General features: G+C 63.4%; 18 protein-coding genes. 16 read left to right on the forward strand and 2 right to left on the reverse strand.

Annotation, left to right across the window (positions count from 1 at the left end):
- The first annotated feature begins 173 nt into the window (after positions 1 to 173).
- From ABSY17_RS12845 to ABSY17_RS12885, 9 genes are all read left to right on the forward strand, one after another.
- Positions 174 to 1064 carry a carbohydrate ABC transporter permease gene (locus tag ABSY17_RS12845; RefSeq protein WP_378951100.1) on the forward strand — a complete coding sequence of 297 codons (891 nt, stop codon included), beginning with the start codon at positions 174 to 176 and terminating at the stop codon, positions 1062 to 1064.
- Entirely contained in the window at positions 1061 to 1942 is an 882-nt protein-coding gene (locus ABSY17_RS12850) for a carbohydrate ABC transporter permease (protein ID WP_378951103.1), read from the forward strand. Before ABSY17_RS12845 ends, ABSY17_RS12850 begins: the two co-directional genes overlap by 4 nt.
- A complete protein-coding gene (locus tag ABSY17_RS12855; RefSeq protein ID WP_378951106.1) occupies positions 1939 to 2814 on the forward strand; it encodes an ROK family protein in 876 nt (291 codons plus the stop codon). Before ABSY17_RS12850 ends, ABSY17_RS12855 begins: the two co-directional genes overlap by 4 nt.
- Entirely contained in the window at positions 2811 to 3551 is a 741-nt protein-coding gene (locus ABSY17_RS12860) for a GntR family transcriptional regulator (RefSeq protein ID WP_378951109.1), read from the forward strand. Before ABSY17_RS12855 ends, ABSY17_RS12860 begins: the two co-directional genes overlap by 4 nt.
- Before the next feature lie 23 nt (positions 3552 to 3574).
- Complete coding sequence (locus ABSY17_RS12865; RefSeq protein ID WP_378951111.1) at positions 3575 to 4369, forward strand: sugar isomerase domain-containing protein; 795 nt, start codon at positions 3575 to 3577, stop codon at positions 4367 to 4369.
- A 228-nt stretch (positions 4370 to 4597) separates the two neighbouring features.
- Positions 4598 to 5188 (forward strand): single-stranded DNA-binding protein, encoded by a 591-nt coding sequence (gene ssb, locus ABSY17_RS12870; protein WP_378951114.1) that lies wholly within the window; start codon positions 4598 to 4600, stop codon positions 5186 to 5188.
- Between the two features lie 189 nt (positions 5189 to 5377).
- Positions 5378 to 5800 carry an OsmC family protein gene (locus tag ABSY17_RS12875; RefSeq protein WP_378951116.1) on the forward strand — a complete coding sequence of 141 codons (423 nt, stop codon included), beginning with the start codon at positions 5378 to 5380 and terminating at the stop codon, positions 5798 to 5800.
- A 232-nt stretch (positions 5801 to 6032) separates the two neighbouring features.
- Positions 6033 to 6161: a hypothetical protein gene (locus ABSY17_RS12880; RefSeq protein ID WP_378951119.1), complete on the forward strand. Its 129-nt coding sequence runs from the start codon at positions 6033 to 6035 to the stop codon at positions 6159 to 6161.
- 3 nt (positions 6162 to 6164) lie between these two features.
- Complete coding sequence (locus tag ABSY17_RS12885) at positions 6165 to 7094, forward strand: ClbS/DfsB family four-helix bundle protein (protein ID WP_378951122.1); 930 nt, start codon at positions 6165 to 6167, stop codon at positions 7092 to 7094.
- Here ABSY17_RS12885 and ABSY17_RS12890 read toward each other — a convergent pair.
- A complete protein-coding gene (locus tag ABSY17_RS12890) occupies positions 7072 to 7701 on the reverse strand; it encodes a MarC family protein (RefSeq protein WP_378951125.1) in 630 nt (209 codons plus the stop codon). The two genes, ABSY17_RS12885 and ABSY17_RS12890, sit on opposite strands and share 23 nt — an antisense overlap.
- 252 nt (positions 7702 to 7953) lie before the next feature.
- Between ABSY17_RS12890 and gyrA the strand changes: the two genes are divergently transcribed.
- Positions 7954 to 10719, forward strand: coding sequence for a DNA gyrase subunit A (gyrA, locus tag ABSY17_RS12895; protein ID WP_378951128.1), 2766 nt, complete (start codon positions 7954 to 7956; stop codon positions 10717 to 10719).
- Between the two features lie 102 nt (positions 10720 to 10821).
- Here gyrA and ABSY17_RS12900 read toward each other — a convergent pair whose 3' ends face one another.
- Entirely contained in the window at positions 10822 to 10974 is a 153-nt protein-coding gene (locus ABSY17_RS12900) for a hypothetical protein (RefSeq protein WP_378951131.1), read from the reverse strand.
- Positions 10975 to 11180: 206 nt separating this feature from the next.
- Here ABSY17_RS12900 and coaD point away from each other — a divergent pair, with 206 nt between their 5' ends.
- The 6 genes from coaD to tgt are packed head-to-tail and all read left to right on the forward strand — an operon-like array spanning position 11181 to position 15494.
- Positions 11181 to 11681, forward strand: a complete 501-nt coding sequence (coaD, locus tag ABSY17_RS12905) for a pantetheine-phosphate adenylyltransferase (protein WP_378951134.1) — start codon at positions 11181 to 11183, stop codon at positions 11679 to 11681.
- A gap of 18 nt (positions 11682 to 11699) precedes the next feature.
- Positions 11700 to 12287 carry a peptidylprolyl isomerase gene (locus tag ABSY17_RS12910; protein ID WP_378951137.1) on the forward strand — a complete coding sequence of 196 codons (588 nt, stop codon included), beginning with the start codon at positions 11700 to 11702 and terminating at the stop codon, positions 12285 to 12287.
- Positions 12288 to 12318: 31 nt separating this feature from the next.
- Positions 12319 to 12834 (forward strand): peptidylprolyl isomerase, encoded by a 516-nt coding sequence (locus ABSY17_RS12915; protein WP_378951139.1) that lies wholly within the window; start codon positions 12319 to 12321, stop codon positions 12832 to 12834.
- Between the two features lie 7 nt (positions 12835 to 12841).
- Complete coding sequence (locus ABSY17_RS12920; protein WP_378951142.1) at positions 12842 to 13291, forward strand: DMT family transporter; 450 nt, start codon at positions 12842 to 12844, stop codon at positions 13289 to 13291.
- Positions 13291 to 14367 (forward strand): tRNA preQ1(34) S-adenosylmethionine ribosyltransferase-isomerase QueA, encoded by a 1077-nt coding sequence (queA, locus tag ABSY17_RS12925; RefSeq protein WP_378951145.1) that lies wholly within the window; start codon positions 13291 to 13293, stop codon positions 14365 to 14367. Before ABSY17_RS12920 ends, queA begins: the two co-directional genes overlap by 1 nt.
- A complete protein-coding gene (gene tgt / locus ABSY17_RS12930) occupies positions 14364 to 15494 on the forward strand; it encodes a tRNA guanosine(34) transglycosylase Tgt (RefSeq protein ID WP_378951147.1) in 1131 nt (376 codons plus the stop codon). Before queA ends, tgt begins: the two co-directional genes overlap by 4 nt.
- Positions 15495 to 15551: the final 57 nt, after the last annotated feature.

The raw sequence follows: 15551 nt of genomic DNA on the forward strand, positions 1-15551 counted from the left end.
TCCCCCATTCCATGGGGGCGAGGAACCCAAGCCCTGCATGGTCGCGACCAAGGCGATTGGCGATTCCTCTCCCTTACGAATGTGGGGGAGAGGTGGTTCGCGAAGCGAACCGGTGAGGGGCTATTTGTTTTCAGACACACGGCCGTTGCGGTTTCCGCGGGCACGAAATTGAAATGACCAGGACCCACCAACATTCCGTCTGGGCGTTGCTGACGCCAGCCGTCTCGCTCATAGGCGCCTTCATTTTCCTGCCGATGCTGCTGACGGTCTGGCTGTCGCTGCAGCACTGGTCGACGCAGACTGGCTTCCAGACCGCCCAGTTTGCCGGGTTCGACAATTTCCGGGAGATTTTCGGGGCGACCTCGGTCGGCCGCGACTTCAAGGGTGCGCTGGTCAACACTGCGATCTACACGGTGCTCTCGGTGGCGCTGATCCTGCCGCTTTCGGTGGTGCTGGGGCTGCTGGTCTACCAGCGCAACGTCGCTGGTGGAAACGCGCTCAGGACCATCCTGTTTTCGACCTACATGGTGCCGATGATCGCCGTCGCCCTGGTGTGGTCGAAGCTCTATTCCCCGACCGAGGGGCCGATCAACCAGATGTTCGGATGGATCGGCATCGGACCGCAGCCATGGTTGTCGTCGCCTGATACGGCGCTGGTGTCGATCGTCTTCCTCAATGTCTGGCAGCAGGTCGGCTATTTCACCGTGCTGGTGGTCGCCGGACTGACGCAGATCCCTACCAGCCTTTATGAGGCGGCGACCATCGACGGCGCCAATGCACGCCAGCAGTTTTCGGCGATCACGCTGCCGCTGCTGCGCCGCACGCTGCTGTTCAGCGCGGTGATCGCCATCATCAATGCCGTGCAGGTGTTCGAGCCGGTGGCGCTGATCACGCAAGGCGGGCCCGTCGGTTCGACCAATGTTCTCACCTATCACATCAGGCGTGTCGGCATCGAGCGCGCGCAAGGGGGCCTGGGCTCCGCCATGGCGGTGACGCTGATGCTGTCGCTGATCGTGGTGATCTTCGCACTGTTCGCCTTCGCCCGGCGGGGTGACGACGAATGACCTCGGCAAGCAAATGGCGGCCGCGCCGCGGCCTGATCTTTTTCCGGCCAAGGCCGAGCGGCGGCGACTATCTGGTGGCTATGCTGATGCTGGTCGTGGCGGTTGCATCGGCCTTTCCGCTGGTCTGGATGGTGTTGTCGAGCCTGAAGACGCCGGCCGAGACAATGCAGGTGCCGCCGGTGTGGCTGCCGGAGAGCCCGAGCCTGGACGCCTTCGGCAAGGTTGCGGGCGTCATCAATGTCGGCCGCTCGATGGCGAATTCAGCCGTCATCGCCACGGTGACGACGACAGGCATTCTCGTTACCAGCCTGATGGCCGGCTATGCCTTCGCCAAGCACCGGTTTCGCGGGCGCGATCTGCTGTTTGCCGCATTGATAGCGACAATGTTCCTGCCGCCGATCGTCACGTTGATCCCGCTCTACCGGATGGTCGGGACTATCGGTCTCAATGCCAGCCTGGCGGGGGTGATCCTGCCGAACCTGGCCAATGCCTTCGGCATCTTCCTGATGCGGCAGTTCATAGCGGGCGTGCCCGACGACCTGATCGACGCGGCGCGCATGGACGGAGCGTCGGAGCTGCGCATCCTGTTTGCCATCGTCGCACCTTTGGTGACGCCGGCGCTGGCGGCGCTCGCCCTGTTTGCTTTCGTCTATCACTGGAACAGCTATCTTTGGCCGCTGACCGTGCTGCAGGGCAACAGCGAGCAATATCCCATCGTCATCAGCCTCAGCAGGCTGTTGAGCTACAATCGCGGCGCGATGAACACCAATCTGGTGATGGCGGGCGCGACGCTGGCGGTGCTACCGCCGCTGGTGCTGTTCGTGTTCCTGCAGCGCTTCTTCGTCGATTCTATCGTCAGTTCCGGGGTGAAGGGATGAGCAAGATCCTGGCCATCGACCTAGGCGGCACGCAATTGCGGGCGGGTCTTGCGGACTGCAGCAATCCGGCCGGGGTCGAGCAGGTCGGCGCATGGCCCGCGCCGAAAGGCATCGATGAATTTCGCGGGAAGCTGTCGGGCCTCGTCGAGACGCCTGGCATCAGCCGCATGGGCATTTCCGTGCCCGGCACAGCTGATGGCACGCGCTGCCAGTGGATCCCCAACCTGCCTTTCCTCGACGGTGTCGACCTGGCGGAACTGTTTCCTGACGTCGAGATCGGGCTGGGCCAGGATGCGCAACTGGCGCTGCTGGCGGAAGCGACAGCAGGGGCAGCGCAGAGAATGACCGACGCGATCCTGGTGGCGATCGGCACCGGAATCGGCTCGGCGGTGCTGTCGGGCTCGCGCATCGTGCGCGGCGCACATGGTGCCGCCTGTTCCTTCGGCTGGGCCTGCGCCGATCTCGCCGACGCCGGCAACGACCGCGACGGCTGGCTGGAGCGGCAGGCCTCGGGCAGGGCGCTCGACGCGCTCGGCAGACAGGCGGGTTTCGGTGACGGCCGCGGGCTGGTGGCGGCAGCGCGCGAGGGCGAGGCGAAGGCGCTGAGCGCGCTCGCGCATCCGACGCGGGCGCTGGGCATCGGTCTGGCGACCGCTGTGGCGCTGCTCGATCCGCAGGCAGTGATACTGGCCGGCGGCGTGGCCGAGGCGGCCGACGTGCTGGTGCCGATGGTGCGCGAGGCCATGGAAAGACAGTTGCCACCGCATCTCAGGCGGGTGCGAATGGAAAAAGGGACCTTCGGGCCGAATGCCAGCCTCGTCGGGGCGGCGTTCGCCGGGGCGAGGGGCCAGAAATGGGACGAAATCCGATGAGCGGAAATTTCGCAAAACCCAACCGCAGCCGGCCGGAACCGCTGTGGCATCAGGCCGAACAGGCGATGCGGGCGCTGATCTCCTCGGGCGAATGGGCGACGGGGTCGCAGATTCCCAACGAGGAGCGGCTGTGCGACCTGCTCGGCGTGAGCCGCATCACAGTGCGCCATGCCCTGCGCAATCTCGAGGATTCCGGCCTGCTCAGCCGCGAGCATGGGCGCGGCACCTTCGTGCGTAGCCCGACCGTCATTGCAGGCGTGCGCGGGCTGACCAGCTTCACCCAGGAGATGGCCAATCTCGGCCTCAATCTCGGCACGCGGTTGCTCGATGCACGGATCGTTCCTGCCGACTCCCAGGTTGCGGGTGCGCTGGAGATCGAGGAGGGCACCCCTGTCGTGCGGTTGCGACGCCTCAGGCTTGGCAACGACCAGCCGATCGGCATCCAGACCGCGCACCTGCCCGAGGCGCGCGTGCCCGGCCTGCTGGAGACAGCAGGAAGCGTCTCCTCGCTCTACGAGACGCTCAAGGCCGCCTACGGCATCGTGCCGCTGGAGGCGCGCGAGATCTACCGCATCGGCTCGGTCAAGCCGGAGGATGCCGATCTCATCCAACTGCCGGCCGGCAGCCCCGCCTTCGTCGTCGAGCGCATTGCCTTCGATCGCAGCGGCCCGTTCGAATTCACGGTCTCGACCATGCGCGGCGACCGCTACGAAATCCGTTCCGTTCTTCATCTCTGACAAGCGAAAGGTTCTTTGTCACCATGACCACTTCCTACATCAGCCGGTTGGCCAAGCTCATCGACGGGGCGGCGACAGCCAACGAGGCGGCCTTCGAAACGGTGTCGGCAAAGCTTGCCGACACGCTCGCCAACAATGGCCTGGTTCACCTCTACGGGTCGGGCCATTCGGTGCTGCCTTGCCAGGAGGCGTTCCCGCGCTACGGCTCTTATGTCGGCTTCAACCCGCTGACCGACCCGCGCGTGATGTGGCACAATGTGCTGGGATCGGGCGGCGTGCGCGAGCTTCTGTGGCTTGAGCGCACCGAGAAATATGCGGAAAAGTTCCTCGACCATCAGCCGCTCAATCCTGGGGATTCGATCATCATCTTCGGCCACAGCGGCCGCAACGCTTCCGGCATCGACACCGCACTCTATGCCAAGAAGCGCGGGCTGTTCGTCGTTGCCATCACCAGCAAGAACAACCTCGACAAGCCGGCGAGCCATTCGTCGGGCAAGCGACTGGCGGATGCCGCCGATATCGTAATCGACACGACGTCGCCGATCGAGGATGCGATCGTGCCGGTAAAGGGCTGGAGCCGGCCGGTGGCGGGCTCTTCGACCGTGCTTGCCATGATCATGACCCACGAACTGATCGCGCGCACGGCGCAGAAGCTGGCCGACCGCGGCATCGAACTGCCGACCTTTGCCTCGCCGACGATCGAAGGCGTGACCCTGCACGACACCGACGTAATCTATGGCATCTATCGCGAGAAGATGATCGAGGCGCAGAAGAAGCATCTCGACTTCTTCAAGGATCGGATGCAGGGCGAGGCCTGAGCCGTTCGAGCGCTGCAGGTTCGGAGGGCCGTCCGCAAGGGCGGCCCTTCGGTGCTTTTAAGGGGCCCTTGCCATCTTGGGTCGTTTTGTATAGAACAAAATAAGAACGAAAACTATTTGTGGACTGCACCAGCTTTTCCGCGCTCAGGGGGCGCGGGGACCCTGTGCGTTGGGCTAAGGTGCGGCTCACAATTCGGATCTGGTTTCGGACGAGCGCGGAGCGGTGTTATGGCAGGTAGCGTCAACAAGGTCATTCTGGTCGGCAATCTCGGTGCCGATCCTGAAATCCGCAGGCTCAATTCGGGCGAGCCGGTGGTCAACCTGCGCATCGCCACCTCGGAAAGCTGGCGCGACAAGAACTCGGGCGAGCGCAAGGAAAAGACCGAGTGGCATCAGGTGGTCATTTTCAACGACAACCTCGCCAAGGTCGCCGAGCAGTACCTCAAGAAGGGCATGAAGGTTTACATCGAAGGCCAGCTGCAGACCCGCAAGTGGGAAAAGGACGGCATCGAGCGCTACACCACCGAGATCGTGCTGCAGAAGTTCCGTGGTGAACTGCAGATGCTCGATGCACGCGGCCAGGGCGGCGACGCCGGCTATGGCGGCGGCCAGGTCGGCTATAGCGGCGGCCAGGGTGGCGGCTATGGCGGTGGGCAGGGTGGCTATGGCGGCGGCGGTGGTCGCGGTTCTGACTTCGGCCAGTCGGGCCCGGCCGACAGCTATGGCGGCGGTCGTGGCGGCGGCGGCGGCGGTGGTGGCCGTGGCGGCATGGGTGGTGGCGGTTCGTCGCGCGACCTCGATGACGAGATTCCGTTCTGATTCAGTTTTTCCGGGCGTTCGATGGGCATCGAAACCATGGAGCGCCTGCGCAATGGCTTGACGGGTCGCGTGGCTGAATTGCTAGGCGGTTTGTCCGGGCGTGCAAGGTATGTCGCAAGCGCGAGGCAGCGGGTTGCTGCCGTGTGGGGTGTGGCGATCATGCGCGTGGTGCATGAAAGGTAGACTGCAGTGAAAGCACGCGTGAAATGGGTTGAGGACCGCACCTTCGTCGGCGAGTCCGGCAGCGGTCACAAGCTGGTGCTCGGCACGGCCTCGGGGCCAGAGGGCAAGACGCCGGGCCCGAGCCCGATGGAGTTGGTGCTGCTCGGCACCGGCGGCTGCTCGGCCTATGACGTCGTCCATATCCTTGAAAAGGGCCGTGAGGCGGTCGAGGACGTAGTGGTCGAACTCGAAGCCGATCGTGCGGAAACCGAGCCCAAGGTTTTCACCAAGATCCACATGCACTACATCGTCAAGGGTAAGCGGCTGTCGCCTGACAAGGTCAAGCGTGCCATCGAGCTGTCGGTGGAGAAATACTGCTCGGCCTCGGCGATGATGGCCAAGACCGCCGAAATCACCCACGACTTCGAAATCGTCGAGACCGCGGCGTAGGCTGCAGTGCTACAGCGCCGCGCGTCCTTCTGGACGCGGAAAGGACGCTGTAGCACTTTGAATTTGTGCATGATCCTTTCCGAAAAATGTTTCCGATTTTCGCTACGCGGACTTTCGGTTCGGGGTCATGCACTGGCGTAGGCCAGGCAAATGGCATCCCACGCCGGAATTTCCTTGGGGCCGTGGCGTGTGCCTGAGGACGGGGTTGTGCACCGCATGGCAGATTCGTCGAGTGGGCAATATGGTCGATGCGTTTGGCGCACAGGTTCCGGTGATATGGCGCAGCTATGATGTCACCGGCACCATGCAGCGGGCTTTTCGCAATGGCTTCGTCGGCACCGTTGCAGCCAAGAGCGTTTGACAAATGGCCGTTCCGCAAAGCAAATCCGAACTGCTCGAGGCGATTAGCGTTGGCTATGACAGGCTGGCGCGCGAGCTTGCGACCGTGCCGGTCGAATTCGCAGGCGAGGCAACGCTGGACGGCCACGTTAACGGCGCCGTGATGAGTGTTCGCGACCTCGTCTCCTATCTCATTGGTTGGAACGAGCTGGTACTGAAGTGGCACGCGCGCGCAGCCGCCGGCGAAGCCATCGATTTTCCAGAAACCGGATTCAAGTGGAACGAACTCGGCCGGCTGGCCCGGAAGTTCTATGGCGATTATCAACCGCTTTCATTTCCCGAACTGCTGCAACGTTTTGGCGACGCCAAGGCGCGTATCGTTGCGCTGGTCGAAGGCTACACCGAAGCCGAGCTATATGGTCGACCGTGGTACAGGCAATACACCATGGGCAGGATGATCCAGTTCAATACTTCGTCACCCTATGCCAATGCGCGCGGCCGGTTGCGTAAATGGAAGAAGGCCAAGGGGGGGTACCTGAACTCCGGGGCCGGCGGCGACTACCAGTCGGCACGCTTGGCTTGCTGCTGGAACGGCAGCGCGCTGCTCGAAACAGATATGGGTCCTCCATCGCTGCAGGCAACCAACAGGAACATGGCCGGGTCTGTCTACAAATCGGCTGCTGACCGCACTTGCCAGATCGCGGCGATGCGGATCGGTCTCTCCAAGCATAAAAGAATAATTCGTCAAAGCGCCCGGAAGGGTATGCAAGTATTCGCGCAGCGCGCGGATCTCAGCCGAGGTGCTGGAGATTGGTCGTGGCGCGCCCGCCAAGCTGTATTTGGCTGCTTTCTGGCCGATTGCCTCAGCATGGGCGACAGTGTTCGGGCAGTCGTTGTGGAAGTGTCGCATCAATGCAGGCCGTCGCCCGGCCTCACATTGCTGCCAGTTCCTTGATGCCGTCGGCGACGAACTGAACCGCAAGTGCGGCCAGGATCACGCCGAGCAACCGGGTCAGGATCGAGCGGCCGGTCTGGCCGAGGAACTGGTCGATGCGTTCGGCGAGAATGAAGACCAGGAAGGTCAATGCCAGGCAGGCCAGGATAATCAACACAAGCATCGCCTGCGCCGTCCAGCCCTGAAACGAGCCGGACAAGAGAACCGTGGCCGAGATGGCGCCCGGGCCGGCGATCAGCGGAATGGCGAGCGGGAAGGCTGCGAGATTGTGGATGTGGTCGCGGGTGATCGCCACGTCCGAGATCTTTTCCTTGCGGTCCTGGCGGCGCTCGAAGACCATTTCAAACGCGATGAAGAACAGCAGGAAGCCGCCGGCCACGCGGAAGGCCGGCAAGGTGATGCCGAACACCTTGAGGATGGCAGCCCCTGCTATGGCGAACAGGGCCAGGACCGCGAAAGCGATGATGCTGGCGCGCACTGAAACCTGGAGGCGTTGCTCGCGGTTCATGCCGCGCGTCACGGCAAGAAACAGCGGTGCAAGGCCGGGCGGATCGATGGTTACCAGGATGGTGACGAAGGCATTGAAGACACTGTCGAAAAGCGGCATCGAACATCCCCCTGGGTGAACGCAGGCTAGCGTGCGCGCGACGCCCGCGCCAGAGACAAAATGCGCCGGGGGCGGGCGCTCGGCGGCGATGCCGGCGACAATGTGGCGGACACACTGTCGCGGAAACGCCGGCGCCAGCTATCCATTTGAATTGGCGGGTGAAATCAGCTCTGGAAAAGCGCCGTGGGAATTGGTCTTCGTGGCAGCAATCCTATATAAGGGTTGAATGATTCCCAACATGCGTGATCAGAGTTGACCGACCAGAAATCACCGCGCGGGCCAGAGGGTCCTTTCGGCATCGAGCCGATTTCCATCATCGAGGAGATGCAGCGCTCCTATCTCGACTACGCCATGAGCGTGATCGTGAGCCGTGCGCTGCCCGACGTGCGCGACGGCATGAAGCCGGTGCATCGGCGTATCCTCTTTGCCTCGCATGAGAGCGGCTACCACTGGAACCGCAAATATGTGAAGTCGGCGCGCCCCGTCGCCGACGTGATGGGTAAGTACCATCCGCACGGCGATGCCTCGATCTACGACGCGTTGGTGCGCATGGCCCAGGACTGGTCGATGAGCGTGACGCTCATCGACGGGCAGGGCAATTTCGGTTCGATCGACGGCGATCCGCCCGCGGCGATGCGCTACACCGAAGCGCGGTTGACCAAGGTTGCCCACGAACTGCTTGAGGACATCGACAAGGATACCGTCGATTTCCAGGACACCTACGACGCCTCGGGCCGTGAGCCGCGCGTCCTGCCTGCGCGCTTTCCGGCATTGCTGGTCAATGGTGCTGGCGGCATCGCCGTCGGCATGGCGACCAACATCCCGCCGCACAATCTGGTCGAGGTCTGCAACGGCGCCATCGCCGTCATGGAGAACCCGGCGATTGATCTGCCCGATCTGATGGAGATCATCCCCGGTCCTGATTTCCCGACCAGTGGCCTTATCCTGGGCCGCTCGGGCATCTACAACGCCTATTCGACCGGGCGTGGCTCTGTCGTCATGCGCGGCAAGGTCAATATCGAGCAGATCCGCAACGATCGCGAAGCCATCATCATCACCGAAGTTCCCTATCAGGTGAACAAGGCCTCGATGATCGAGAAGATGGCGGAGCTCGTGCGCGACAAGCGCATCGAGGGCATCTCCGACATCCGCGACGAGAGCGACCGCCAGGGCTACCGCGTCGTCATCGAGCTCAAGCGCGACGCCAACGCCGAAGTGATCCTCAATCAGCTCTATCGCTTCACGCCGCTGCAGACCTCGTTCGGCGCCAATATGGTGGCGCTCAACGGCGGCAAGCCGGAAGTGCTGACGCTGCTCGACATGCTGAAGGCGTTCGTCGCCTTCCGCGAAGAAGTGATCAGCCGACGCACCAAGTTCCTGCTCAGGAAGGTGCGCGACCGCGCCCACGTCTTGGTGGGCCTGGCGATTGCAGTTGCCAATATCGATGAAGTGATCAAGCTGATCCGCACTGCGCCCGATCCGCAGACGGCGCGCGATCAGCTGATGACGCGGCGCTGGCCGGCTTCCGACGTCGAGTCGCTGATCATGCTGATCGACGATCCGCGCCACCGCATCAACGAAGACGGCACCTACAACCTGTCGGAAGAGCAGGCGCGCGCCATCCTCGAACTGCGCCTGCAGCGCCTGACGGCACTTGGCCGCGACGAGATCGCCGACGAGCTCAACAAGATCGGCGCCGAAATCACCGACTATCTCGACATCCTGTCGTCGCGGGCGCGCATCCAGCAGATCGTCAAGGACGAGCTGATCGCCGTGCGTGACGAGTTCGGCGTTCCGCGCCGGACCGAGATTACCGACGCCGGCTCCGACATGGAAGACGAGGACCTGATCCCGCGCGAGGACATGGTCGTCACCGTCAGCCATTCCGGCTACATCAAACGCGTGCCGCTATCGCTCTATCGGGCGCAGCGCCGCGGCGGCAAGGGCCGCTCGGGCATGTCGACGAAGGACGAGGATTTCGTCACCCGGCTGTTCGTGGTCAACACGCACACGCCGGTGCTGTTCTTCTCCTCGCGCGGCATCGTCTACAAGGAAAAGGTCTGGCGGCTGCCGATCGGCAATCCGCAGTCGCGCGGCAAGGCGCTGATCAACATGCTGCCGCTCGAACAGGGCGAACGCATCACCACGATCATGCCGCTGCCGGAGGACGAGGCAAGCTGGAGCGAACTCGACGTGATGTTCGCCACCACGCGCGGCACGGTGCGCCGCAACAAGCTGTCCGACTTTGTGCAGGTCAACCGCAACGGCAAGATCGCCATGAAGCTGGAGGAGGAAGGCGACGAGATCCTCGGCGTCGAGACCTGCACCGACAATGATGACGTGCTGCTGACAGCCGATTCCGGACAGTGCATCCGCTTCCGGGTTTCCGACGTGCGCGTGTTCCAGAGCCGCAACTCGGTCGGCGTGCGCGGCATCGCCATGGGTGAGGCCGACCGCGTCATCTCGATGGCAGTCATCGAGCATGTCGAGGCGACCCCGGCCGAGCGTGCGGAATATCTCAAGCGCGCTGTGTCCGAACGCAAGGCGGGCGGCACCGAAGAGGACGAGATCGCGCTGACCAACGAGGAGGTTGGCGAGACGACGGACCTGAGCGACGAACGCTACGAGGAGCTCAAGGCGCACGAGCAGATGGTGCTGACCGTCAGCGAATATGGCTACGGCAAGCGCTCGTCGTCCTACGATTTCCGGCTGACGAATCGGGGCGGCAAGGGCATCCGCGCCACCGACGTGTCGAAGACGGCCGAGATCGGCAAGCTGGTGGCGACCTTCCCAGTCGGCGGCGACGACCAGATCATGCTCGTTTCCGACGGTGGCCAGGTCATCCGCGTGCCGGTGGACGGCATCCGCATGGCTAGCCGCGCCACCAAGGGCGTGACCATCTTCAACACCGCCGAAGGCGAGAAGGTGGTTTCGGTCGAGCGGATTTCCGAGCCGCAGGGCGAAGACGACGGCGACGAAGCGCCGAACGGCGACGGCCCGGTGAGCGAGGAAGCCTGATTGCCTGCAGCACCTTGAAGGGAAATTCTTTCAAGGTGTTAGGTGGAAATCTGAAAGCTAGGTGAGAGCGGCGCGCAAGCGCCGCTTTTGCGCTTCAGGCGCTTAGCGCAGGGAACGTGGGGTGTGCCAGCCGGGCAGCTGGATGCGGGCGGCCTGCACCTTGGTGCGGAGACGGTTGGCCTCCTGATGAATGGCAAAGGCAGTGGCTACGAGCATGGCAAGGGTCATAGCCGCGGCGAGCATGTAGATCATCATGGCGCTGTTCTCCTGTCCGAAACAACGGACGAAACGCCGTTTGGTTTCACCGTCTCTAGCAGCAAATTATTCACGTCCGCTTGAACTGATGCTGAGATTGCGGTTCATCGTGCATTCAATTCGTAAACCATGCGCCGGCGCGCGCGGGCAGGTTGTCGGCGAAGCCCGCTTCCCCCTTTGGCGCCGATGTTCTAGAAGCAGCACCCATGACTGACCGCATCGCCATTTATGCCGGGTCGTTCGACCCACTCACCAACGGCCATCTCGACGTGCTCAAGGCGTCGCTGGCGGTTGCCGACATCGTCTATGCGGCGATCGGTATCCATCCCGGCAAGAAGCCGCTGTTTTCCTTCGAGGAGCGCGTCGCGCTGATCGAGGCCGTAGCGGAAGCCGAACTCGGTCGGGACAGCGGGCGCATCAAGGTCGTCGCCTTCGACGGGCTGGTGATCGACGCCGCCCGCAAGCAGGGCGCTTCGATGATGATCCGCGGCCTGCGCGACGGCACCGATCTCGACTATGAGATGCAGATGGCCGGCATGAACGCGACGATGGCGCCGGAGCTGCAGACGGTATTCCTGCCGGCCAGCCCTTCCGTTCGGACCATTACCGCCACACTTGTTCGTCAGATAGCCTCGATGGGCGGCGACATCGGCCCGTTCGTGCCCGCCGCGGTCGTTGCGCCGCTCAAGGCAAAATTCGCGAAATAAACCCAGGGAGTACCGATCATGCAGCTCAGGAAGCTTGCTTCGTCCTTCGTCGTTTTCGCCGGCCTGCTGGCCGGTTCGGTTTCGGCCTTCGCCGCCGACCCCGAGAACACGATGATCATCACGCTGAAAGATGGTGATGTGACGGTGGCGCTGCGGCCCGACCTCGCCCCCAAGCACGTGGCGCAGATCAAGACGCTGGTGCGCGAAGGCGCTTATGACAACGTCGTTTTCCACCGTGTCATCGATGGCTTCATGGCCCAGACCGGCGACGTCGAGTTCGGCAACCAGAAGAGCAATTACAACCCCGCGCGCGCCGGCATGGGCGGTTCGAAGCTGCCCGACCTGCCTGCCGAATTCTCCAATGAGAACTTCAAGCGCGGCGTTGTCGGCATGGCGCGGTCGCAGGATCCGAATTCGGCGAATTCGCAGTTCTTCATCATGTTCGACGCTGCCCCCTCGCTCGATGGCCAGTACACCATCGTCGGCGACGTCGAGAAGGGTATGGAACTGGTCGACGGTATCAAGAAGGGCGATGCGGCCCAGAATGGCGTCGTCTCCGACCCGGACAGCATGGTCAAGGTCCGCATCGCAGCGGACGCGAAGTAAAGATAGCAATAGAGAAAAAAGGAATTCCACCATGGCCGAGATCAAGGATCGCGAAAACGCGCTGATCATGGAAACCACCAAGGGCAACGTCGTCATCGAGCTGTTCCCCGAACTTGCCCCCGGCCATGTCGGCCGTATCAAGGAACTGGCCCGCGAGGGCGCCTATGACGGCGTCGTGTTCCATCGCGTCATCGACGGCTTCATGGCCCAGACCGGCGACGTGCAGTATGGCAACTCGACCAAGTCGTCGTTCAACCCGTCGCGCGCCGGCATGGGCGGTTCGGACAAGCCGGACCTGAAGGCCGAGTTCTCCAACATGAACCACGGCCGCGGCACCTGCTCGATGGCCCGCGCCCAGAACCCGAACTCTGCCAACTCGCAGTTCTTCATCTGCTTCGAGGATGCCGGCTTCCTCAACCGCCAGTACACGGTCTGGGGCCAGGTCATCGAAGGCATGGACAATGTCGACAAGATCAAGCGCGGCGAGCCGGTGCAGGATCCCGACAAGATCGTGTCGCTGAAGGTCGCCGCGGACGTGGCCGAATAACATGGCAATGGCGGGCGTTCTCTGGTCGCTTCTCGGCGTTCTGGCGGGCGCCTTCATTGCCATTCAGGCACCTGTGAATGCGCAGCTGGCGCGCGGGCTTGGTGTGCCCGTCGCGGCGGCTGCGATTTCCTTCCTAGCCGGCGCCGTCGTGCTGGGCATCGTGACCTTGCTGACCACGCGGACGCAGGGGCTCTCCATCGACTGGCGCGCGCCCGCTCCTTGGCTGTTCGTTACGGGTGGCGCGCTCGGTGCGGTCTATGTCACCAGCTCGGTGCTGCTCACCCCGCGCATCGGTGCGGCAGCACTGATGGCCTTTCTGGTCGCCGGCCAACTGGTTGCCGGCATGCTGGTCGACCGCGCCGGTTATCTTGGCGTTGCGGTCCGCGAGATCTCCATGGGGCGCATCGTCGGTGCCATGCTGCTGCTCGTCGGCGCACTAATGATCCGAATCTACTGATGCGCGTAGACCTTTTCGATTTCGAACTGCCCGAGGAGCGGATCGCGCTGCGCCCGGCCGAACCGCGCGACACGGCGCGGTTGCTGGCGGTGCGGCCGGGCGAGCAACTGGCCGATCTTTCGGTGCGCGATCTGCCGTCGCTGCTCGAGCCCGGCGACGTCTTGGTGCTCAACGACACACGGGTGATCCCGGCGCAGCTCAAGGGTATCCGCGTGCGCGGCGAGGCGGTGGCGCATGTCGATGCGACGCTGCACATGCGCACCGCACCCGATCGCTGGCTCGCTTTCATGCGACCGGGCAAGCGGGTCGCGGTCGGCGACCGCATCCAGTTCGGCCACAGCGCCGAAGCATGCATGCTGGGACAGCTCGACGCGACAGTCATCGAGAAAGGCGAGGGCGGCGAAGCGCTGCTGGCCTTCGATTTCTCGGGTGCAGCGCTCGACGAAGCGCTGCACGCGGTGGGCCATATCCCGCTGCCGCCCTATATCGCCTCCAAGCGCGCCGACGACGATCGCGATCGCCAAGACTACCAGACAGTCTATGCGCGGGAGGAGGGCGCGGTGGCGGCACCGACCGCCGGGCTGCACTTCACGCCGGAGCTGTTTGCCGCACTCGAAGCCAAGGGCATCGAAAAGCAGTTCGTGACGCTGCATGTCGGCGCCGGCACCTTCCTGCCGGTCAAGGCCGACGACACGGCCGAGCACAAGATGCATTCCGAGATCGGCCATGTCTCCGCAGAAACGGCAAGCGCGCTGAACGCCGCCAAGGCGCGGGGCAACCGCGTCGTTGCTGTCGGCACGACTTCGCTGAGGTTGATGGAGAGTGCCGCGCGCGAGGATGGCAGCATTGCCGCTTGGTCGGGCCCGACCGACATCTTCATCACGCCGGGCTATCGTTTCAAGTTCGTCGACGCGCTGATGACCAATTTTCACCTGCCGCGCTCGACGCTGTTCATGCTGGTCTCGGCCTTTTCTGGGCTCGAGCGCATGCATGAGGTCTATTCGCACGCGATTTCCAGCGGCTACCGCTTCTATTCCTATGGCGATGCCAGCCTGCTGTTCAGGGACGACCGATGAGTTCAGAGTTCAAGTTCAACGTGCTGGCCACCGAAGGCAAGGCGCGGCGCGGTGAGATCACCATGCCGCGCGGCACGATCCGCACGCCGGCCTTCATGCCGGTGGGTACCGGCGGTACGGTGAAGGCCATGTATATGGACCAGGTGCGCGGTGTCGGCGCCGACATCATCCTGGGCAACACCTATCATTTGATGTTGCGTCCGGGTGCCGAGCGCGTCGCCCGGCTCGGGGGCTTACATGAATTTGCCCGCTGGCCGCACCCGATCCTGACCGATTCCGGCGGGTTCCAGGTCATGTCGCTGTCCAAGCTGCGCAAGATCAGCGAGAAGGGCGTGACCTTCCGCTCGCATATCGATGGCGCTGCCTACGAGATGTCGCCGGAGCGCTCGATCGAGATCCAGGGACTGCTCGATTCCGACATCCAGATGCAGCTCGACGAATGCACGGCACTGCCGGCAACTCCGAAGGAGATCGAGCGCGCAATGGAGCTGTCGCTGCGCTGGGCCGAGCGCTGCAAGACTGCGTTTGGCGACCAGCCGGGCAAGGCGATGTTCGGCATCGTCCAGGGCGGCGACATTCCCGACATGCGTGTGCGTTCGGCGCAGGCGCTGAAGGGGCTCGACCTCAAGGGTTATGCCGTGGGCGGGCTGGCCGTCGGCGAGCCGCAGGAGGTGATGCTCGACATGCTCGACATCACCTGTCCGGAACTGCCGGCCGAGAAGCCGCGCTACCTGATGGGCGTCGGCACGCCCGACGACATCATCAAGTCGGTGGCGCGCGGCATCGACATGTTCGACTGCGTGATGCCGACCCGAGCCGGCCGCCACGGTCTCGCCTACACGCGGCGCGGCAAGGTCAATTTGCGCAACGCCCGCCATGCCGACGACCCGCGGCCGCTGGACGAGGAAAGCGATTGCCCCGCCGCCCGCGACTACAGCCGCGCCTATCTGCATCATCTGGTGAAGTCCGGAGAGTCGCTGGGTGCAATGCTTTTGACCTGGAACAATCTTTCCTACTACCAGCACCTGATGAGCGAGATCAGGTCGGGCATCGAGGCGGGCAGGTTCGTGGAGCGCACGGCCGAGATTAGCGAGGGCTGGGCGCGGGGCGATTTGCCCCCGCTCTAAGGCAACGGCTGGATTTCGGCGTGCTTTCGATCTATCGCTCACCCGACGAAGCATTTG

Source organism: Mesorhizobium sp. ANAO-SY3R2 (assembly GCF_042466635.1).
GTDB lineage: Bacteria > Pseudomonadota > Alphaproteobacteria > Rhizobiales > Rhizobiaceae > Aminobacter.